23 protein-coding genes are annotated in these 20,354 nt (G+C 63.5%); 15 read left to right on the forward strand and 8 right to left on the reverse strand.

Features of this window, described 5'->3' with window-relative positions; all coding sequences use genetic code 11:
• The first annotated feature begins 57 nt into the window (after positions 1-57).
• From argJ to mutT, 3 genes are all read left to right on the forward strand, one after another.
• Positions 58-1,305, forward strand: a complete 1,248-nt coding sequence (argJ, locus tag V9T28_RS14225; protein ID WP_116399571.1) for a bifunctional glutamate N-acetyltransferase/amino-acid acetyltransferase ArgJ — start codon at positions 58-60, stop codon at positions 1,303-1,305.
• Between the two features lie 97 nt (positions 1,306-1,402).
• Entirely contained in the window at positions 1,403-1,915 is a 513-nt protein-coding gene (locus V9T28_RS14230) for a carboxypeptidase regulatory-like domain-containing protein (protein ID WP_147306397.1), read from the forward strand.
• An 8-nt stretch (positions 1,916-1,923) separates the two neighbouring features.
• On the forward strand, positions 1,924-2,328 hold the full coding sequence (gene mutT / locus V9T28_RS14235) for an 8-oxo-dGTP diphosphatase MutT (RefSeq protein ID WP_116399573.1): 405 nt from the start codon (positions 1,924-1,926) through the stop codon (positions 2,326-2,328).
• Here the strand turns inward: mutT and V9T28_RS14240 are convergent.
• Positions 2,314-2,907: a histidine phosphatase family protein gene (locus tag V9T28_RS14240; protein ID WP_245423931.1), complete on the reverse strand. Its 594-nt coding sequence runs from the start codon at positions 2,905-2,907 to the stop codon at positions 2,314-2,316. The genes mutT and V9T28_RS14240 overlap by 15 nt on opposite strands.
• Before the next feature lie 187 nt (positions 2,908-3,094).
• Between V9T28_RS14240 and V9T28_RS14245 the strand changes: the two genes are divergently transcribed.
• The 4 genes from V9T28_RS14245 to V9T28_RS14260 all read left to right on the forward strand — a co-directional run bounded on the left by V9T28_RS14245 (position 3,095) and on the right by V9T28_RS14260 (position 5,166).
• On the forward strand, positions 3,095-3,307 hold the full coding sequence (locus V9T28_RS14245; protein WP_116399575.1) for a CbtB domain-containing protein: 213 nt from the start codon (positions 3,095-3,097) through the stop codon (positions 3,305-3,307).
• 20 nt (positions 3,308-3,327) lie between these two features.
• Entirely contained in the window at positions 3,328-4,152 is an 825-nt protein-coding gene (locus V9T28_RS14250) for a CbtA family protein (RefSeq protein ID WP_116399576.1), read from the forward strand.
• A gap of 157 nt (positions 4,153-4,309) precedes the next feature.
• Positions 4,310-4,660, forward strand: coding sequence for an MbcA/ParS/Xre antitoxin family protein (locus V9T28_RS14255; protein WP_116399577.1), 351 nt, complete (start codon positions 4,310-4,312; stop codon positions 4,658-4,660).
• A gap of 2 nt (positions 4,661-4,662) precedes the next feature.
• Positions 4,663-5,166 (forward strand): RES family NAD+ phosphorylase, encoded by a 504-nt coding sequence (locus V9T28_RS14260; RefSeq protein ID WP_116399578.1) that lies wholly within the window; start codon positions 4,663-4,665, stop codon positions 5,164-5,166.
• A 24-nt stretch (positions 5,167-5,190) separates the two neighbouring features.
• Here the strand turns inward: V9T28_RS14260 and V9T28_RS14265 are convergent, their stop codons facing one another.
• The 3 genes from V9T28_RS14265 to V9T28_RS14275 all read right to left on the reverse strand — a co-directional run bounded on the left by V9T28_RS14265 (position 5,191) and on the right by V9T28_RS14275 (position 8,422).
• The gene (locus V9T28_RS14265; RefSeq protein ID WP_116399579.1) at positions 5,191-6,177 is read right to left on the reverse strand and encodes a small ribosomal subunit Rsm22 family protein; all 987 of its coding nucleotides are present in this window, start codon (positions 6,175-6,177) and stop codon (positions 5,191-5,193) included.
• An 83-nt stretch (positions 6,178-6,260) separates the two neighbouring features.
• Positions 6,261-7,469: a 23S rRNA (adenine(2503)-C(2))-methyltransferase RlmN gene (gene rlmN / locus V9T28_RS14270; RefSeq protein ID WP_245423933.1), complete on the reverse strand. Its 1,209-nt coding sequence runs from the start codon at positions 7,467-7,469 to the stop codon at positions 6,261-6,263.
• Between the two features lie 77 nt (positions 7,470-7,546).
• Positions 7,547-8,422 (reverse strand): methyltransferase domain-containing protein, encoded by an 876-nt coding sequence (locus tag V9T28_RS14275; RefSeq protein ID WP_116399581.1) that lies wholly within the window; start codon positions 8,420-8,422, stop codon positions 7,547-7,549.
• Between the two features lie 187 nt (positions 8,423-8,609).
• Between V9T28_RS14275 and V9T28_RS14280 the strand changes: the two genes are divergently transcribed.
• From V9T28_RS14280 to V9T28_RS14295, 4 genes are read left to right on the forward strand one after another with little or no spacing between them, the layout of a single operon-like run.
• Positions 8,610-9,407, forward strand: coding sequence for a ComF family protein (locus V9T28_RS14280; protein WP_116399583.1), 798 nt, complete (start codon positions 8,610-8,612; stop codon positions 9,405-9,407).
• A gap of 37 nt (positions 9,408-9,444) precedes the next feature.
• The gene (gene grxC / locus V9T28_RS14285) at positions 9,445-9,702 is read left to right on the forward strand and encodes a glutaredoxin 3 (RefSeq protein ID WP_116399584.1); all 258 of its coding nucleotides are present in this window, start codon (positions 9,445-9,447) and stop codon (positions 9,700-9,702) included.
• Positions 9,703-9,716: 14 nt separating this feature from the next.
• The gene (locus tag V9T28_RS14290) at positions 9,717-10,178 is read left to right on the forward strand and encodes a DUF1178 family protein (protein ID WP_116399585.1); all 462 of its coding nucleotides are present in this window, start codon (positions 9,717-9,719) and stop codon (positions 10,176-10,178) included.
• Between the two features lie 40 nt (positions 10,179-10,218).
• Positions 10,219-10,821, forward strand: a complete 603-nt coding sequence (locus V9T28_RS14295) for a hypothetical protein (RefSeq protein ID WP_116399586.1) — start codon at positions 10,219-10,221, stop codon at positions 10,819-10,821.
• A 59-nt stretch (positions 10,822-10,880) separates the two neighbouring features.
• On the opposite strand, the gene V9T28_RS14300 is transcribed toward V9T28_RS14295, so the two are convergent.
• From V9T28_RS14300 to V9T28_RS14315, 4 genes are all read right to left on the reverse strand, one after another.
• Complete coding sequence (locus V9T28_RS14300) at positions 10,881-12,344, reverse strand: AMP nucleosidase (RefSeq protein ID WP_116399587.1); 1,464 nt, start codon at positions 12,342-12,344, stop codon at positions 10,881-10,883.
• Positions 12,341-13,096 (reverse strand): bifunctional 2-polyprenyl-6-hydroxyphenol methylase/3-demethylubiquinol 3-O-methyltransferase UbiG, encoded by a 756-nt coding sequence (gene ubiG / locus V9T28_RS14305; RefSeq protein ID WP_116399588.1) that lies wholly within the window; start codon positions 13,094-13,096, stop codon positions 12,341-12,343. The genes V9T28_RS14300 and ubiG overlap by 4 nt, the downstream gene beginning before the upstream one ends.
• Positions 13,097-13,168: 72 nt before the next feature.
• Positions 13,169-13,699, reverse strand: a complete 531-nt coding sequence (locus tag V9T28_RS14310) for a GNAT family N-acetyltransferase (protein ID WP_116399589.1) — start codon at positions 13,697-13,699, stop codon at positions 13,169-13,171.
• On the reverse strand, positions 13,696-14,280 hold the full coding sequence (locus tag V9T28_RS14315) for a helix-turn-helix domain-containing protein (RefSeq protein ID WP_245423935.1): 585 nt from the start codon (positions 14,278-14,280) through the stop codon (positions 13,696-13,698). The genes V9T28_RS14310 and V9T28_RS14315 overlap by 4 nt, the downstream gene beginning before the upstream one ends.
• 612 nt (positions 14,281-14,892) lie before the next feature.
• On the opposite strand from V9T28_RS14315, the gene V9T28_RS14320 reads away from it, so the two are divergent.
• The 4 genes from V9T28_RS14320 to ptsP all read left to right on the forward strand — a co-directional run bounded on the left by V9T28_RS14320 (position 14,893) and on the right by ptsP (position 20,324).
• On the forward strand, positions 14,893-15,600 hold the full coding sequence (locus V9T28_RS14320; protein ID WP_116399591.1) for a helix-turn-helix transcriptional regulator: 708 nt from the start codon (positions 14,893-14,895) through the stop codon (positions 15,598-15,600).
• Between the two features lie 309 nt (positions 15,601-15,909).
• Positions 15,910-17,148, forward strand: coding sequence for an aspartate kinase (locus V9T28_RS14325; RefSeq protein ID WP_116399592.1), 1,239 nt, complete (start codon positions 15,910-15,912; stop codon positions 17,146-17,148).
• A gap of 31 nt (positions 17,149-17,179) precedes the next feature.
• Positions 17,180-17,740 (forward strand): hypothetical protein, encoded by a 561-nt coding sequence (locus V9T28_RS14330; RefSeq protein ID WP_116399593.1) that lies wholly within the window; start codon positions 17,180-17,182, stop codon positions 17,738-17,740.
• A gap of 316 nt (positions 17,741-18,056) precedes the next feature.
• A complete protein-coding gene (ptsP, locus tag V9T28_RS14335) occupies positions 18,057-20,324 on the forward strand; it encodes a phosphoenolpyruvate--protein phosphotransferase (RefSeq protein ID WP_116399879.1) in 2,268 nt (755 codons plus the stop codon).
• Positions 20,325-20,354 lie beyond the last annotated feature (30 nt).

Below are 20,354 nucleotides of genomic sequence, written 5' to 3' on the forward strand. Positions count from 1 at the left end.
CCTTGCGCGCAACGCTTGGCCCGGTTACGACTCGCCACCCTCTCTAGGATGTCTCTGATGGCCCACGACGCACCGCTTTCGCCTCTCGCCCCCAAAACCTATCCCGACATGCCCGAGATCGAGGGCGTGCGCTTTGCCAGCGCCGCGGCGGGCATCCGCTACAAGGACCGCACCGATGTCATGCTGGCCTTGATGGACAAGGGCACCGAGGTTGCGGGGGTGTTCACCACGTCGAAATGCCCTTCCGCGCCGGTCGACTGGTGCCGTAGCAAATTGAAGAACGGCAAGGCCCGCGCGCTCGTGGTGAATTCGGGCAATGCCAATGCGTTTACCGGCAAGACCGGCGTCGCCAGCGTCAAGCTGACCGCCGACATCGCCGCGAAAGCCACCGGCGCCAAAGCGGGCGAGATCTTCCTGGCATCGACGGGCGTGATCGGCGAACCGCTCGACGCCAGCAAATTCGAAGGCGTCTTGAACAAACTCGCGAAGGACGCGAGCGGTGACGGAATTCTCGCTGCCGCCAAGGCGATCATGACCACCGACACCTATCCCAAAGTTGCAACCGCGACCGCGAAGCTCGGCGGCGTCGATGTGAAGATTAGCGGCATCGCCAAAGGCGCCGGAATGATCGCGCCCGATATGGCAACGATGCTCTCCTTCATCTTCACCGATGCGCCGATCGCAGCGCCCGCGCTGCAGGCCATGCTGTCGAAAGCGGTGAAAGGATCGTTCAATTGCATCACCGTCGACAGCGACACGTCGACCTCCGACACGTTGATGCTGTTTGCAACGGGCGCAGCCGCAAAGCGCGGTGCGCCACATGTGGCCGCCGCCAATGACCGCAGGCTCGCGGGCTTCCGCGCCGCGCTCGAAGAGGTCGTGATGAATCTGGCGCATCAAGTGGTGCGCGATGGCGAAGGCGCGCGCAAATTCGTGGAGATCACGGTCGACGGTGCAGCGAGCGCCGGCGCGGCCAAACGCATCGCGCTGTCGATCGCCAATTCGCCGTTGGTGAAGACCGCCGTTGCGGGCGAGGACGCGAATTGGGGCCGCATCGTCGCGGCTGTCGGCAAAGCGGGCGAGCGCGCGGAGCGCGACAAGCTCGCGATCTGGTTCGGCGACATCCGCGTCGCGCACAAGGGCCTGCGCGACCCGGCTTATAGCGAAGACAAAACCTCTGCGTATATGAAAGGCGAGAAGATCGACATCCGCGTCCATGTCGGCGTCGGCGCGGCGTCGGCGACGGTGTGGACCTGCGATCTCACCAAGGCTTATGTCGAAATTAACGGTGATTATCGGTCATAGCGGCGGGGCGCGTCATAAAGTCGTAGAAATTGTCAAATCATACATCGTGAATTCCAACCTATTGCATGGCTCATAATCTGAGATGATGGAGGCATTGATGCGTAAGATCCTTTTTGCCACGGCTGTTTCTGTTCTTTTGGCGGGCTGCAACAGCGGCATCGGCACGAGAGCCAGCGCCGATTTCGATCCACAGGAAGCGGCCTTCGTGCGTGCGCCCGGCAATGTGACGATTGCTGGTAATATCTCGGCGGCCGCGGAAAACGGCGTCGAAGTGTCGGGCGCCAATGCGGTCGTTCGCCTCATTCCGGTCACGGCCTACGCGCGCGACCGTTTCAACACACTTTACGCCGGCCGGAGCTTCGCACCGCTCAGCGCCGGATCGCGCGTCCCGCCGGCCGATCCGGCCTATGCACAATATAGCCGCACGGTGAAGTCGGACTTCCAGGGCAATTATAAGTTCGATCATGTCGGCCCCGGCAGATATTACGTCTCGGCGCAGGTCTCCTGCCCCGCTGCCGCGAAAGAATGTGCCGGCGGCTCGGTCTATAACGTCGTCAACGTTCCCGCCGGCCCCGGCGGCACGGTGCAGCTCAATCTCATCGGCGATTGAACGACATTATGAAGCTCTTGCTGGTGGTGGCCGTTGCGCTCGTCGATACGGACAATCGCGTGTTGATCGCGCAGCGCCCCGAAGGCAAGCAGCTTGCCGGCCTCTGGGAATTTCCCGGCGGAAAATTGGATGCGGGCGAGCGCCCGGAGCAGGCGCTCATCCGCGAATTGCATGAAGAACTCGGCATCATCGTCAAACACGAGTGCCTCGCGCCGCTCACCTTCGCGAGCCATGCCTATGAGACGTTTCACCTGTTGATGCCGCTGTACATCTGCCGCCGCTGGGAAGGGCTCGCGCAATCGCGTGAAGGCCAGGCGCTGAAATGGGTGCGTGCAGGCAAGCTGCGCGACTATCCCATGCCGCCCGCCGACGAGCCGCTGATTCCGCCGCTGATCGACCTACTCGGCGTCTGACAGACGCAGCGCCCAGCCGTTGCCGCGGCGGCTTAGGTCCGCGACGGACAGCGGCGCCGCGTCGATCCGCCAGAAACAGGCCGCCGGCGCCTGCAGGGCATGAATGAGCGCCGCCCGCACCACCGATGAATGGGTGATCGCCAGTGTGTGCCCGACAAACGAAGCCCCGTCGAGCCAGGCACCGACCCGCGCGATCAGATGACCGAGCGATTCGCCGCCATGGGGCGCGGCGTCGATGTCCCGCATCCACGCGGCCACGGCCTCGGGCTCGGCGGTGGCGATGGCTTGCAACGTCTGCCCGCCCCAGCGGCCGTAATCGCATTCGCGCAGCGCCTCGTCCGGCTGAGCCCTGAGGCCAAGCGCCTCGGCCGTCTGCAGCGCCCGGAGCAGCGGACTGGTCAAAACCCGCTCCATTCCGAACCGCCCGGCAAGCTTTTGCGCCGCGGCAAGGCCGCGCGCATCCAGCGCCTCATCCAGTGGAAATCCGGCCTGCCGCAGCAGCGGGGTGGCGGAATGGCAGAGCAAGGTGAGGCGCGGCGTCATGGGGGCTGATGTCGCCGATCCCCGCCGCCTTGGCAAGCCCGCACCGGGCCATTTGACTTTTATGACAACAGGCCGCTTAATGACTCTCGTCGTCGACACTGGGAAGCCGATGGAAATCCGGCACGGTCGCGCCACTGTGATCGAGGCTTGAAGCCTCGAAAGTCAGACCCCAGTCGAAACGCACCTTTCTCAATCGGGACGCGAAAATCCCAAGGAGTTTTTGATGGCAACCGCCGTTCTTTCCCCCGCCGCGCAACAACCCATCGCCATACCGCTCAAGGAAATTCTGCCCTGGGCGATCTTCACTGCCGTTCTCGCGCTCTTCGCCATTTACTTCGTTGGCGCTGAAGAGGGCGCAACCTCGATCATCCAGGGCATGTACATCCACGAATGGGTGCACGACGGCCGCCACCTGCTCGGCTTCCCCTGCCACTGAGATAAGATCGGATTTAAATCATGATGGGATCTCTGTTGATCCGGGGGATGCTGGTTGGCATCCTCGCCGGACTGTTGGCGTTTGGCTTCGCGAAAGTCTTCGGCGAGCCGCAGGTCGATAAAGCAATTGCCTTCGAGGAAGCGCATTCGCGCGAGGCCGACAAGCCCGCGGCCATGCCCGGTATGGCGATGCCGAACCAGCCGGAGCAGAAAGCCTCGGACGCGGCACCGGCGAATGCCATGCCGGGCATGCAAATGGGACAATCCGATCAGGACCAGGGTGATGTCGAGCTGGTCAGCCGCCCGATGCAGGCGAGCTTCGGCCTGCTCACCGGTGTCCTCACTTACGGCATAGCCATGGGCGGCATGTTCGCGCTGGTCTTCGCCTTCGCCCAAGGCCGCTTGGGCCGGTTGACCCCGCGCGGCACGGCGGCACTGATCGCGATGGCCGGCTTTGCGGCGGTGGTGATCATTCCGCAACTGAAATATCCGGCCAATCCGCCGGCGATCGGCAATCCGGAGACGATCGGCCCGCGCACGGCGCTCTATTTCGGCATGCTGGCGATCTCCGTCCTCTCGATGATCGTCGCCTTCATGACCGCACAAGGGCTGGCGCAGCGCTTCGGCCGCTGGAACGGCACGCTGATCGCGGCGGCGATCTACCTCGCCATCGCCTTCGTCGCGATGCTGGTGCTGCCCGCCGTCAACGAAGTGCCGAGCGATTTTTCGGCTGACGTGCTCTGGCGCTTCCGTGTGGCCTCGCTCGGCATTCACGTCGTGCTGTGGACCACTTACGGCATCGTGTTCGGCATCGTGGCCGAGAGATTGCTGCAAAGACGGGTCTAAATGCAAAAGCCGGTGTGGTGAAGCGAGCGGGACGCCCGCGCTCCTGAAATGCTCGTAGTCTGGAGCGCGCCCCTCGCTTCTCCCCTCCTTGAAATCCGCAAATTCTGACGCTATATTGCGTCAGAATGATTGGCATTCGGACATGGAGGTCTGAGCCATGGGCCTCGCCCAATACGCAGATGACGGGATTTTCGCGCCGCGCAAGATCGCCCACGCCCTTCGGACAACCAGCGAGGAGGTCGCTCGCACGGCCGGCCTCGGCAAGGACTCGATCCAGCGCAAGGATCGCGTGCGGTCGGACAGGACCCAGCGGCGCTTGCGTGAGATGGTCGAAGTCATCAACAAGGTCGAGCCGCGCTTCGGCTCCGCGCTCATGGCTTATGCCTGGTATCGTTCCGAGCCACTGCCAGGATTCTCCGGCCAGACGGCGATGCAGCTCGTGCGCAGCGGGCGCGCGGACGACGTGCTCGACTATATCGACGCGGTCGACGCCGGCGTGCACGCCTGACCGTGCCGCTCCGCTACGACGGCAAGCTCTACCGCGCACTGAACCCGATCCACGCGCGCGAGCCGCTCTCCGGTCTCGGCGCGGAAATCTATGGCGGCCGCTTCAATCCAAAGGGTGTGCCAGCGCTCTACACGTCTCTGTCGGTCATGACGGCCCTGCGGGAGGCCAACCAAGTCGGCAACCTCCAGCCAACGACGCTGGTCGCCTATGAGGCTGAAATCGAAAACATTTTCGACTGCAGCGACGAGACGGCGCTCGCAGCAAAAGGCATGGACGTTTCGCTCCTCGCGGGTGCGACATGGCGGGACGAAATGAAAGCAACCGGAGAAGCAAAAACGCAGGGTTTCGCCCGGCACCTGATCAGCATCGGCTATAACGGCCTCCTCGTCCGAAGCTTCGCGGCGGGCGCGACCCATGCGGATAAGAACCTCGTACTGTGGAAATGGGCGGACAATCCTCCCGCCCGTCTCATTCTGATCGACGACGAACATCGGCTGTCGCGATAGATCGCTACGCTACGACGTTTACGCCTATCGCTGCGGTACAACGCCTTCCAGCGCATCGCCCCAATCCAACCGCCGCGCCGCTTTGAACGCGAGCTTGTCGCGCCTGGGGTAAATCTTCTGCTCGATGCCGGCCGCTGCGCACACTTCCACGTGCCGCGCCGCTTTGGTGTCCAGCGCAGGCTTGAGCAACCGCGCCGCGGCGCGGGTAACCGGGCCGCGCGAGAACACCGCATAGGCGAACTTCTCGTCCTCATACGGCACGTCAGCATCTTTCACGAAACGATGATCCTTGGACCGCGGCAGGCGGACCGAGAAATGGCACCAATCCGGCTCCTGCATCAGGCAGACGCCATCATGCGGACACGGCGCCGCTACCCGCGCGCCGTGCGCGATCAACGCGCTGCGCACCTCTTTCAGTCGTGCAAAGCCCTGGCGCGAGCCGGGCTCGACGAGAACGAGAACCTGCCGCGTGAGCGCCCACAGACGCGTCGCCACCTCGACCGCGCCCGGCAACGGCAATTCGACCAAAGCATAGGAGGCGACGACGCCATCGGCCGGCGCGAGTTCGCCCAACACGCGCTCCATCGCCCCGCGCACGAATGTCGCGCCTTGCAATGCGGACGACCCGCTGTGCGCCGTCAGATCCCTGGCGAGATCGAGAAAGGCGTCATTGGCGTCGAGCAATGTCGCGCTCTGTAATGACGGCCACGCCTGGGCCGCCGCGAAACTCGCCGAGCCGGGGCCGCAGCCAATGTCGAGGAGGCTTTGCGGCGCGGCCTCGCATCGCAGCGCGGCCTCGCGCATCGCGCTCAGCACCGCGGCATAGGTCGCGGGCATGCGGGTCAAAGCGTAGGCGAGTGCATCCTGGCGGTCGCGCACCACCGAGGCCGAGCCCCCCGCCCCGCGGTAATGCTGCGACATCGTCGCGGCGCGCGCCGCGAGGTCGTTGCGCGACACGCCATGCAGAAGCGTCGCGAGTGCGGCGGAGAGATCGGAAGGAAGCGCGGACATGAGCAGGACCGCGGGCGTCTCGCCCGCATTTGAAACGATACGAAAAATTGGCACCTGCGGGCGGGACGCCCGCGGTCCCAGTGTTAGTCCGAACTCAGCGCCAGTTGCTCTTCCAGCATCAGCCGGGCGCGGGCGCGCATCTTCTCTGTCTCGCTCTTCAACTGGCCGCAGGCCGCCAGAATGTCGCGGCCGCGCGGCGTGCGCACCGGCGAGGCGTAGCCGGCATTGAAGACGATGTCGGAAAAGGTTTCGATCGTTTCCCAATCCGAACATTCGTATTTCGTGCCCGGCCAGGGATTGAACGGGATGAGGTTGATCTTCGCCGGAATGCCCTTCAGCAGCCGGACCAATTCCTTGGCCTCGCGCGGGGAATCGTTCACGCCCTTCAGCATCACATATTCGAAGGTGATGCGGCGGGCGTTCGACACGCCGGGATAATTGCGGCAGGCGTCGAGCAATTCCTTGATCGGATATTTCTTGTTCAGCGGCACCAATTCGTCGCGCAGGTCGTCACGCACCGCGTGCAGTGAAATCGCCAGCATCGTGCCGGCCTGATCGCCTAAGTTCGCGATTTCCGGGACCACGCCGGAAGTCGAGACGGTGATCCGTCGTTTCGACAGCGACAAGCCCTCGCCGTCCGACAGCACCGCGATCGCGTCGCGCACCTGATCGAAATTGTACAGGGGCTCGCCCATGCCCATGAACACGATGTTGGACACGGCGCGCACGCCTTCGCCCGAGGGAATGAGCCCGTCGGTCGGCGGGGTCAGGCCCGGAAAATCGCCGAGCTGGTCGCGCGCGACCAGCAATTGCTGCACGATCTCCTGCGCCGTCAGATTGCGCACCAGGCGCTGGGTGCCGGTGTGGCAGAAGCTGCAATTGAGAGTGCAGCCGACCTGGCTGGAGACGCAGAGTGTGCCCCGGTCGGTCTCGGGGATATAGACGCATTCGATCTCTGCGCCCTTGTCGAACGGGCCGGTCGAAGGCATGCGGATCAGCCACTTGCGGGTGCCGTCTTTCGAGACCTGCGCCGAGGTGACTTCGGGGCGCGCCAAAGTGAAATGGTCGGCGAGCGTGGCGCGCAGGACCTTGGAGACATTCAGCATGGTGTCGAAGGAGGTGACGCCGTGGAAATAGATCCAATGCCAAAGCTGGCCGGTGCGCATCTTGATCTCGCGCTCCGGCACGCCGACGCCGCGCAGGGCGTCAGCCAGACCGGCGCGGGTGAGGCCAGCGAGCGAAGGGCGGGACGCTTGCGCCGCCGCCGGGATAGGTTGTGCAATTGTGGACATGGCGGGGGTCATAGCAGAAAAACGCCGCCGGGCCAATTATGTCTTAACGCGTTCGCTGCGCGGTCCGGCGCCAGCCGCTATTGTCGTTCAGGCGGGCGCAGCGCATCCGCCAAGCGCGCCTTGGCGGAACCCGGCCGGAGCGGCTGCTGCTGGCTTTCGTGCGGCGCCCAGCCGGAGAGCCAGACGAGCTCGAATGTGGCGCGGATCCGCCCGTCCGGATCGGCAAACCGCTCGGCATAGATTTCGGCGGCGCGCAGGAAGACCGCGCGCGGGGTCGGCTTGCGCAGCCGATGGGCGAGCGCGTTGGCGGCGCCCATCGCCCGCAAATCCTGCAGCAGCGCGAACATGTGGCTGTACCGGACCGTCAAGGGATCGATGTCGGTGACCGGTAGGGCGAAACCGGCGCGCTGTAACAGGCCGCCGAGGTCACGCAAATCGGCGAAAGGTGCGACCCGAGGGCTGGCGCCGCCCAAAATCTCCTCTTCGGCGGCGGCAAGCGCCGTGCGCAGCTCGTTGAGGCTTTGGCCGGCCAAAAGGCAGCCCAGAAACAGCCCGTCGGGCTTGAGCGCCCGGCGGATCTGGATGAAGGCGCCCGGCAGGTCGTTGACGCTCTGCAGCGCCAGGAGCGACACGATGAGCGACGCGCGGCCCTCGGCTATGGGCAGGGCTTCGAGGTCGCCCACGAGATCGCCGGTAAGGCCGGCAACCGGCGCCATACGGATGACTTGGCCGATCCGGCCTTGCGCGGCTAGCACCCGCGCCGCGTGGTCGCCGGGGGTGGCAAGATCGTAAGCAAGCGGAAAATCCCGCATCACCGGCAGCAGCCGATCGGCCAAATCCTCGGCCGCCCGCGCCAGGAGAAAATCGGCGCCTGGTTTCGCGAGGCCGGCCGCGCGGGCGAGATGCCGGCGCGTCAAAGCGCGATCGAAAACCTGGGGAGCGGCACTGGACATGCCCTCCTATGCCGCGAAGGTACTGTGCTGTGCAAGGCCTGAAAGGACCGCGAGCGTCCCGCGCGCATTCTTCTTGCGCAACACTGGTGTGCCGGTCTGGCCTATGCGGGCGGGACGCCCGCGGTCCTTTCGCGCCGCTTTGCAACCGCGCGATTTCGCGGCAATATGCGCGGCGGGATGGGCTGCCATGACAAATCGCGACATTTCCGCGCCTTTATCGGCCTCGGCGGCCCTGCCTCGCCGCGCGGCTAAGGCCTTTGCCGCAGCCCTGCACCGCGGCCTCGACATCATTTATCCGCCGACCTGCATCGCCTGCCGGGCCGCGACGCAAACCCACGGCACGTTGTGCCCTGCATGCTGGGGGCGCATACGGTTCGTCGAGCGGCCCTATTGCGAGCAGCTCGGTACGCCGTTTCAGCGCGACCTCGGGCCGGGCATCATCTCGCCTGAGGCCATCGCCGATCCGCCGATGTATGCGCGCGCCCGCATGGTCGCCCTGTTCCAGGACGGGCCGGCACGGCAACTCGTGCACCGGCTCAAATACGGCGACCGCACCGATCTTGCCCGGCCCATGGGCCTGTGGATGGCCCGCGCCGGTCGCGATATCCTGGATGATGCCGATTTGCTTGTGCCGGTGCCGATGCACTGGCGCCGGCTGTTCGCCCGCCAGTTCAATCAGGCGGCGGCCCTTGCCGCCGTCGTCGCCAAGGCTGCCAACGTGCCGCTCGCCGCTGACGTGCTCCAAAGGGCCAAATCGAGCCCGCCGCAAGTCGGGCTGACCAAGGCGCAGCGGGCCGAAAACGTCCAGGGCAGCTTCGTCGTGCCGCCCGAGGCCAAGTTGCGGCTCGAAAAGCGCAAGATCGTGCTCGTCGACGATGTCCTGACCTCCGGCGCCACAGCGAATGCTGCCGCCCGCGTCCTGCTGCGCCATGGCGCCGCACGGGTCGATGTGCTCATTTTTGCCAGGGTTGTGACGCCTTCGTGACGGCCCTATATAGGGGCCGACAGTTTATGAGGACCTGATGAAAGCCGTCACCATCTATACGAAGAGCTTTTGCCCGTTCTGCCATCGCGCCAAGGACTTGCTGCGCGCCAAACAGGCAACATTCGACGAAATCAGCGTCGATGGCGATCCGGACAGCCAGCGCCAGATGGCGGCCCGCGCCAATGGCCGCTCGACGGTGCCGCAGGTCTTCATCGGCGACCTCCATGTCGGCGGATGCGACGATCTTTATGCGCTGGAGAATGCCGGCAAGCTGGACGCCTTGCTGGCGGCGTAAGGTGTAGTGTTGGGATGATCAAATATTCGCTGATCTGCGATAAGGCGCATGAGTTCGAGAGCTGGTTTGCCTCGAGCGAGGCGTTCGACAAACAGGTGAAGCGTGGCCTCGTCACCTGTCCGCAGTGCAATTCGGCCAAAGTCGCCAAGGCGATCATGGCGCCGCGCATCGCGCGCACCGACAATGTAACGCGCCAAGCCACGCCGGAGGCGCCGCAGGAAGGCGCCAAGCCCGTCGCGCTGCTCGACGAAAAATCCGTGGCGATGCGCGCCGCGATGCGAGAATTGCGGCAAAAGATCATCGAGAATACGGATGACGTCGGCAAAAGCTTCGCCGACGAAGCGCGCAAGATGCATGAAGGCGAATTGCCGCAGCGCTCAATTCGGGGCGAGACGACATTCGATGAGGCGCGCGCCCTGATCGAGGACGGAATCGACGTTCTGCCCTTGCCGGGGCTCGCGGACGAACGAAATTAAGACCATGACGCAACTCCAGTCGAGGAATGTTATGTGGTCTATGTCTCGTTTCTCCCTTGCCTTCGCACTGAGCGCTTTGACGCTTCCCGCGCTCGCGCAATCGCCGCCGCCTGATCGCCTACGCGGCACGATCGAAAAAGTCGACGGTTCGACGCTCACCATCCAGACGCGCCAAGGCGCCACCGCAACGCTCACATTGGACGATGGCGCGACGACGATGATCGTCCGCGCCGCATCGCGCGCGGATATAAAGCCCGACAGCTTCATCGGCACCGCGGCCATGCCCGACAAGGACGGCGTGCTGCATGCTCAGGAAGTGGTGATCTTTCCCGAGAACCTGCGCGGCACCGGCGAAGGCTTCCGTCCGTGGGACCTAACACCGGGCAGCACGATGACCAATGCGACCGTTGCGGGCCAAGTGAACAGCACAACGGGCGATGCCGTGTCGCTGACCTATAAGGGCGGCGAAAAGACGCTCGTCATCCCGCCGGACGCGCCGATCGTGACATTGGCGCCGGGTGCGCTGAGCGATGCGAAGCCGGGCGTCGGCATCATCGTGGCGATGGCGGAAAAGCAGGCAGATGGCAGCTATCACGCCAAGCGCATAACGGTGGGCAAGGATGGCGTCAACCCGCCGATGTGACCGGATCTTCCCTTCTCCCGCAGCGAAGCTGTGGGAGAAGGGAGTAAGTATCGGTCACATCACCTAAACGGCGGCTCGTCGAAGCTGCGGAGCTTTCGCGAATGCAGCGCCACGCGCTGCTTGCGCAGAATGTCGAGCGCGGCGATGCCGATTTTCAGATGTTCGCCCACCGCGCGGTCGTAGAAGGCGTTGGCGGCGCCAGGCAATTTGATTTCGCCGTGCAGCGGCTTGTCGGAAATGCAGAGCAGCGTGCCATAGGGCACGCGCAGGCGGAACCCTTGCGTCGCGATCGTCGCCGATTCCATATCCACTGCCACTGCACGCGACAGGTTGATCTGTCGCCGCTCCATGGTCCAGCGCAATTCCCAATTGCGGTCGTCATTGGTCACGACCGTGCCGGTGCGCAGCCGCTGCTTCAACTCCTCCCACGAATCGCCGGTGACCTGCTGCGCCGCTTCCTGCAATGCGACTTGTACCTCCGCCAGTGCGGGAATCGGCATGTCGACCGGTACATGCGCATCGAGAATGTGATCCTGCCGCAGATAGGCGTGGGCGAGCACGTAATCGCCGATCTGCTGGCTCTGCCGCAAACCGCCGCAATGCCCGATCATCAGCCAGCAATGCGGACGCAGCACGGCGAGGTGATCGGTAATCGTCTTGGCGTTCGAGGGGCCGACGCCGATATTCACCAAGGTCGCCCCCTGCCCGTCCCTGGTCGTGACGTGATAGCCCGGCATCTGAAAGCGGTGCCATGTATTGTTGGTGATGAGCTGTTCCGCCTCCGCTTCGCTCGTCTCGGCGGTGATGATCACGTTGCCCGGCAACACCAGCTTGTCGTAACGCGTGCCGTTGCGCACCTCGTCCAATCCCCAGCGGATGAACTGATCGACATAGCGGTGATAGTTCGTCAGCATGATCCAGGGTTGGCAATGCCGCCAATCGCTGCCGGTGTAATGGACGAGCCGGCGCAAGGAATAATCCATCCGCACCGCGTCGAAAAGCGCAAGCGGCCACGGCGTTTCCGGCGTCTTGCGCTCCCAGGTGCCGTCGGCAATTTCATCCCCGACGGCCGAGAGCAGCGGCACGGGGAAGAAGCGCGCGAGTTCCGCCGCCGTCACCGCGCCGCGGCCCAACTCGTCGCCGCGCTCGAAGGAGTAGGGATAGGGAATTTCCTGGTGCGAGACGCCGACTTCCAGCGTCGCGCCATATTCGGCGGTGAGCGGGCGCAATTGCTCGAGCAGGTAATGCCGGAACGAAGCGGGATGAGTGATCGTTGTCGCATAAACGCCTGGATAGGCAAATTTCGCGAAGGCGCGCCGGCTCGACGGCAACACGCCGTTCGGGTGATAGGTGACGCGCAATTCCGGATAGCAGAATTTGGCGCGGGTTTCGCGGGTCGGCGGCTCGCCGAAATCGAAATACCGGTCGAGCGCAATGCGCAATGCGCCGACGGCCTCCTTGTGCAAAACGATGAGCTGTTCGACGGCTTCTTCCGGCGTCGCAACCTTGATTAAATGACTCATACAGAGCGCTCCGCCCACATCATGTAATTCACATCCATATCGCTTGATAAACGCCATTGTTGTGACAAGGGATTGTATGTCACCCCCGTCTGATCTTCGACCGTGAGGCCACAGTCCTCGATCGCCTCACCGAGTTCCTGCGGCGTGACGAATTTTTCCCATTGGTGCGTGCCGCGCGGCACCCAGTTCAACACATATTCGGCGCCGAGAATCGCTAGCGCGAAGCTCTTGAGCGTGCGATTAAGCGTCGCGGCAAAGAGCAGACCGCCCGGCCGCACCAGCGACGCGGCGGTGCGGATGAACGCCGCCATATCGGGGACGTGTTCCACCACTTCCATCGCGAGCACCGCATCGAAGGACATGTTCGCGGCGCTCAGCTCTTCGGCGGTCACAGCGCGATAATCGATAACAAGCCCTTGCATAGCGGCGTGGCGCGAGGCGATTTCGATATTGCCGGGGGCGGGATCGATGCCGGTCATCGCAGCCCCGAGCCGCGCCAGCGGTTCGGACAGGATGCCGCCGCCGCAGCCGATATCAAGCACCTTGAGGCCTTTGAGCGGCTGGCCCGGCGCGGCCTCGGGGTGAAAGTGCTCAACGAGCCTGTCGCGCGCATAGCCGATGCGCACCGGATTGAACCGATGCAAGGCCTTCATCGGGCCCGACGTGTCCCACCATTCCTCGCCGAGCCGGTCGAAACGGGCCACATCCGCTTCATCGACATTATGCCGCGAATGGGTTGCGCGCGCCGTCATTGCCTGCTCCTGGTTTGTCTTACCTCCCTCTTAGCAGGCTCCTGCGGCGCTGAATACTGCCGCGCGACAGCGTCACGGCAGGTGCTTGTAATAATAGTGGGTATCGCACTCGCCGCCCTCCGGGTGCAGCGCATAACCGGGGATCGTCCCGGCCTTGATCCAATTCTGCCGCTCATAGAGCCGGGCCGCGTCCTTGCTGCCGGTGTCGAGCACGAGCAGCGTCCGGCCGGCCGCGCGCGCCGCCTCTTCCGCCGCTTGCATCAGCAGGCGGCCGGCACCCCGTTTGCGGGCGCTGCGATGCACCAGCATCTTGGCGATCTCGGCGCGGTGCGGCTGGTTTTCCGGCAGGTCGAGGATCACCTGAACCGTGCCCACCGGCCGCCCCTGCCCGTCGGCTGCCACGAGTAGAATGCGCCCCCCGGTGGCGACACCTTCCGCGACGGAACGCCAAAAGGCTTCGGCCTTCTCGCGCGACAAGGGCTGCATGAAACTGACCGACGCACCGCCCTCGACGCAATCGACCAGAATGTCCGCGAGCGCCGCGCAATGGGCCCGCGCCTCATCGGCGGACAGCCGCGCGATGACGATATCGTCGTCCTTCATGCCATGTCTCTCCCATTCGCATTGCGGCCGCGCGCGGTCACGGCCAGTAGATAACGGGCCGCCTCGCGGCCCGGATTGTGAAAGGCATTGGGCCCATCGACTCGCAGCACCAGGCAATCGCCGCTCTGCAAGCGATGCGTCTTGGTGCCTGCCGTGAGTTCAAGCTGGCCGTCCAGAAGCCAGATCTGCTCCTCGGCGATGACGTTGCCCGGATCATTGTCGTAAGTGACGCGGGCGCCGGCCGGCAACGTGATCTCGACCAGCGTGAAGGGCACGGCAACGTCCGGCGGCGAGAGAACGCGGCGGACATAACCCGTTGCCGGGTCGCGCCATTCGGGCTGGTCCGCGCGCCGCGCCAACGGCGACGCGCCGGCCCGCGGCTCCTCGATGAAAAGCGTGGCAAGCGCGATGCCGAAGCTGGTGGCGAGCCGGTCCAACACCTGGGCAGTGGGGCTGCTCTCGCCGCGTTCGATCAAGGAAATCATCGACCGGCTGACGCCGGAGCGCTGCGCCAGGGCCTCCAGTGTCAGGCCACGCTCGAGACGCAGCGCCTTGAGGCGATGCGCCAGCCTTTGTTCCATGTCGGAAATCGAATCTTCCATAATACTGGAAAATATTTCTAATTTATCAGAAGTCAATCCTTGCCCTCACACCTCGCGCCTGCGTGTCGAGCCACTTCGAAAGACCGCCGCGTGCCGGAGATCGTCGCAACTACGCGATGGGATACCAGCCTCATCCTTTAAGCCGAGATGCTTTCACCAAAAGGCTGTGTCATATTTGTGTATTAAATAGATCCAAGAGTATTTTTGGCTAAACAGAATACGCCATTCGGCGAAAGTCCGGCGCAACATTCATTCCATCCCATTTGTTAGACACTTCGTGTCGTGTCGCGGCCACATATCGATATGCCGCGCACGGAGGCTTGCGACTGCAACGCCTTCGCACGCGGACAGGAAATAGGCTCGGGATCGAACGGATCCAGAAAGGATCATCTGCCGACATACTGTCACGATCATCTCCGAAAATTGCACTGATGTTTCTGCGCGAGGATCGAGCTCCGGCCGAGTCCATGCGCAATGACAGCGCGTTCCTCCACTTTGAGGACGTGATCCTCAAAGAGGCGGAACAAAGGACTCGTTTGCGAAAGAGACTGTTCGCCGCAGTGACCTGTGCGGCATGGGGCGGGGGCTCTCATGAATCCTGCAACGAAACAAGCAACGAATGGCAATCATCCGCCGCTCGCGTCGTCGGGCGCTATGGCGACGGCCTATGAAAGAAAGATCGTGATCATCGACGAACGACCGCTGCTCGGCGATCTGCTGAAACATGCGCTGCACGACTCTCTTCACGACATCACCGTTCACGTGGCCTATGATCTCGGCAAAGTCTACGCGGACGACTCGCAGCTCATTCTGTTCAATTTCATGCTGCGAGAAAAATCGCCCGCATATGTCGATTATACCCTTCGTAAAATACGCCGCTGCGTCGGAAGGATGCCACTCGTCGTGCTTGCCGACGAGGCGAATGACGACTTTCTCGAGATCATCGAACGCCACCATTTGCGCGGTTGGATCGATGTATCGCTCGGCTTCCAGGTCCTGATCGCTGCCGTCCATATGCTATTGCTGGGCGAAACATTCCTCCTGCGCCGCGCGCCCCATAAACATCTGACGACGCCCGCAGCGGACGCACACGGTGCGGAACCGACCGAGCCCGCGTGCCAAACGTTTACCGAACGCGAACGCGACATCCTGAGCTTGCTGCGCGAAGGCAAGCCGAACAAAGTAATCGCGGAAGAGCTGCACATTTCACAAAGTACCGCCAAGGTCCATTTGCGCAACATGATGCGAAAACTCCACGTGCACAACCGAACCCAGGTCGCGCTGCTCTCGCCGCAATGACCAGGCCGGCCGCAAAAGCGGGAGGGCGCGGGGACGAAGAAACGACCACCTCGACTCGCCCGCAATTGCTGGGCCATCAGAGCCGCGCCCCGGGGTGGTCCGGCCGCCGGAAGATATATGCGAAAAACGCATAACTCCGCCGTTCGCCCCCGACAATCCGAAACTCCCCTCGACAAGATTGACAGACCGGCGAGGCGCCGTCATGTATGTGCGCCCTTTTAGGTCTGACCCTAAACGCCGCGCGGCCCGCCGCATGGTTGGGGCGTTTCCTGCGATTTTTCGCACCCATTCTATAATACGGACCCCAAAATGGCCCGTCTGGTCATGAAATTCGGCGGCACGTCCGTCGCCAATATCGAGCGCATCCGCAACGTGGCGCGCCATGTGAAGCGCGAAGTGGATGCCGGCAATGAAGTCGCCGTCGTGGTTTCGGCCATGTCCGGCAAAACCAACGAACTCGTCGCCTGGTGCCGCGACGCCTCCGCCCTGCACGACGCGCGCGAATATGACGCCGTGGTCGCCTCGGGCGAGCAGGTGACGTCCGGCCTTCTGGCGATCGCCCTCCAGGACATGGGCATCCAGGCACGTTCCTGGCAGGGCTGGCAGATCCCCATCCTGACCTCCGACGCCCATGGCTCGGCCCGGATCGAGGGCATCGACGGAAGTGAGATCGTCCGGCGGTTCAAGGAGCGCCAGGAAGTCGCTGTCATCGCCGGCTTCCAGGGCATGCACAAGGAAACCGGCCGCATCAGCACATTGGGGCGCGGCGGGTCCGATACGTCGGCGGTTGCCATTGCGGCCGCGATCCATGCCGACCGCTGCGACATCTATACGGATGTGGACGGCGTCTACACCACCGATCCGCGCGTCGTGCCCAAGGCCCGGCGCCTTGACCGCGTCGCCTTCGAGGAAATGCTCGAAATGGCCTCGCTCGGCGCCAAGGTCCTGCAGGTCCGCTCGGTCGAAATGGCCATGGTGCACAAAGTCAAGACGTATGTGCGCTCGTCCTTCGACGACCCCGCCCACCCCAACGAAGGCACGCTCATCTGCGATGAGGAGGATATTGTGGAACAGCAAGTTGTCACCGGCATCGCCTTCGCGCGCGACGAAGCGCAGCTCACCTTGCGGGGTGTGGCCGACAAGCCCGGCGTCGCCGCGGCCATTTTCGTGCCCCTCGCGGATGCGAATATCAATGTCGACATGATCATTCAGGTCATCTCGGACGACGCGAAAACGACCGATATCACCTTCACCGTGCCGGAAGCCGACTACAATCGGGCGAAGACGCTGATCGAGAGCGCCCGCGACAAGATTCACTACCAATCGCTACAAGGCGCGACCGACGTCGTGAAGGTCTCGGCCATCGGTATCGGCATGCGCAGCCACGCCGGCGTGGCCGCCAAAGCCTTCAAGGCCTTGGCGGAAAAGGGTATCAACATCCGCGCCATCACCACGTCGGAAATCAAGTTCTCGGTGCTGATCGACGCCGAATACACCGAACTGGCGGTCCGCACCTTGCACGCGCTCTACGGGTTGGACAAAGCTTAAGCGCGTGCCCTCCCCGCCAAGGAGCCATGCAATGTTGCGATGCCTATTTGCCTGCTTTCTTGCCCTGACCGGCACGGTGGTCCGGGCGCAGGACTCCGGCGGAACGCAGACCTGGACGGCCCATTGCCCCGATTTGCCGGCCCAGCCGCTGTCGGGAGCGAGCGGCTCGGTGCCGGTTTCAGTGACCGACAACCTCTCGGCCGGCCAGGTGCACGAAGAGCTCAAACTGAGCTTTTCCGGCGGCCCGGAGGTCAGCTTCACCATCTCGAAGGACCAGCCGACGGTGGTGCGGGCGATGAATTTTCCCCACGAGGGCACCTATAATTTCATCGTGAGCGGCGCCACGACCTTCTCTGGCGACGAATCGGTCGAAGCGCTGCGGAACCGGCAGATGAAGGCCCTCGGCTTCGGCCGCATCACGATCAGCCGCCAGGGCCATATGGAACTGCTGTACAATTACGACCCCGGCGCGCCGAATCAGATCACCGCCTGCCTCAAGTTCATCGAATCCTTGTCATACCAACGGTCGCGAAGAGTGACCGTTGGTTCCTTTCTTCATTTTTCGCCTTTTCAAGGCGGGAGCGAAAAATGAAGAGCGGTCCAAAGGTCGCCTCCGCGACCTTTGGTATCATAGGACGTGTGAATGCCTGCACGTAGGGCCTCGATACGCGCGCCCTAGATATAGGGATCAGAATCGGCCTTTTGCGGCCTATCGGGTGGGCAAATATCGCCCTATGCAAGGCAATTCGCCCGATCGGCCGTCAGACGGACAAATTTACATTTGCACAAAAGCGTCCCGGCCTTGCGGCTAAGGTCGCGCATCCGTATACGCTGAAAGATGCTACTTTGGTGGTAGGGAGCACTGGGCGGCTGGTCCGGTGGAATGAGTGGAGGGATCAACGGCGATGATGCGCGGCGCACCTGGCGGGCCCCGTATGCTTCTGCGCCGGCTTCGCGAGATCATGGCGGAGCCGGTCAGCGCGCAGACGCGCCTCGACCGCATCGTGGTGCAGATCGCCGCCAACATGGTCGCCGAAGTCTGCTCGGTCTACGTGTTGCGGGCTGACGGCGTGCTCGAACTCTTCGCCACCGAGGGCTTGAACCGCGAAGCCGTGCACTTGACCACCATGCGCTCCGGCGAAGGCCTGGTCGGCTTGATCGCGGAGAGCGCCGAAGCGCTCGCGGTCGCCGACGCGCCGCATCACCCTTCCTTCTCCTACAAGCCGGAGACGGGCGAAGAAATCTATCAAAGCTTCCTTGGCGTGCCGATCTTACGCGGCGGCGCGACGCTTGGCGTCCTGGTCGTGCAGAACAAGGTGCGGCGCAATTACCTCGAGGAGGAAATCGAGGTCCTCCAGACCACGGCGATGCTGCTCGCGGAGATGGTCGCCTCGGGCCAGTTGCAAGCCATCGCCCGGCCAGGCATCAGCATTGCCGTCAAACATACGGTGCACATGACCGGCACCGCGATTTCCGAAGGCGTCGGGCTCGGCCATGTGGTCTTGCACCAGCCGCGCGTCACCGTGACCAAGCTCGTCGCCGAGGATACGCAGGCCGAGGCAAGGCGCCTCGACGAAGCGGTACGCGCCTTGCGCGATTCGCTCGACGAACTCATTGCCCGCGGCGACAAGGCCGGCCCCGGCGAACATACCGAAATCCTGGAAACCTTCCGGATGTTTGCCCATGACCGCGGCTGGATCCGCCGCCTGCAGGAGGCGGTGATGACCGGCCTGACGGCGGAGGCGGCGGTCGAGCGCGTCCAGAACGATGCGCGCGCCAAATTGCAGCGCCAGACCGATCCGTATCTGCGCGAGCGGCTGCACGATCTCGACGATCTCGCCAATCGCCTGCTGCATCAGCTCACCGGCAAATCGCTGGTTCTGGACAAGGACGAATTACCCGACAATGCCATTCTGGTCGCCCGCACCATGGGTCCCGCGGCGTTGCTCGATTACGACCGTTCGCGCCTGCGCGGCCTCGTCCTCGAAGAAGGCGGCGGCACGAGCCATGTCGCGATCGTCGCACGGGCGCTTGGCATTCCGGCCTCCAGTGACGTGCCGAACATCACCAATCTCGTCGAGACCGGCGATGCGGTGATCGTCGACGGCACGACCGGCGAAGTGCATGTGCGGCCGACCGCGGACGTGCAGGCGGCCTATGGCGAGAAGGCACGCCTCAGGGCGCGCCGCCTCGAACAATACCGCGCCTTGCGCGATGTCGAGCCCGTGACCAAGGACGGGGTGCGGATCGGCCTGCATATGAATGCCGGCCTCATCGTCGATCTGCCGCATGTGGTCGAAATGAACGCCGATTCGGTCGGCCTGTTCCGCACCGAATTGCAATTCATGGTGGCGGCAAAATTCCCCAAGACCAGCCAGCAATATGCGTTCTACAAATCTGCGATGGATGCGGTGCAGAACCGGCCCGTCACCTTCCGCACGCTCGACATCGGCGGCGACAAAGTGCTGCCTTATATGGCCAAGCTCGAAGAGGACAATCCGGCGCTGGGCTGGCGCGCCATCCGCATCGGCCTCGACCGCCCGGGCCTCTTGCGCTCGCAGATCCGCGCCATGCTGCGGGCCGGCGCGGAGCGCGACTTGCGCATCATGTTCCCGATGATCGCGGTCACCCATGAATTCGCGGCGGCCAAGGCGATCGTGGAGCGCGAACTCGCCTATCTCGACCGGCTCGGCTACCCGCGCCCGCGCGACCTGAAGCTTGGCGTGATGCTGGAAGTGCCCTCGCTCCTGTGGCAACTCGACGACATCATGCCGCATGTCGATTTCGTCTCAGTCGGCTCGAACGATTTGATGCAATATCTCTTCGCTGTCGATCGCGACAACAAGCGCGTTTCGGGGCGGTTCGATTCGCTTTCGCCGCCGATGCTGCGCGCGCTCAAGACCATCGCGGATGCCGGACACAAATATCAGAAGACCGTGACTTTGTGCGGCGAAATGGGCGGCAAGCCGCTCGAAGCTCTGGCGTTGATCGGCCTTGGGTTCCGCTCGCTGTCGATGACGCCGTCAGCGCTGGGGCCGGTGAAGGCGATGGTGCTCGGCATGGATACGGGCCGTGCACAAAACTTCCTCGATGACCTGCTGGCGCGCCACAACGGCACCGAGAGCCTGCGCACCGAATTGCGCTGCTTTGCCGAAGAGCGCGGCATTCCGTTGTAGCGACGCTTCTTTAAACGCTCGCTCAAAAAG

The organism is Methylovirgula sp. 4M-Z18 (genome assembly GCF_037890675.1).
GTDB lineage: Bacteria > Pseudomonadota > Alphaproteobacteria > Rhizobiales > Beijerinckiaceae > 4M-Z18.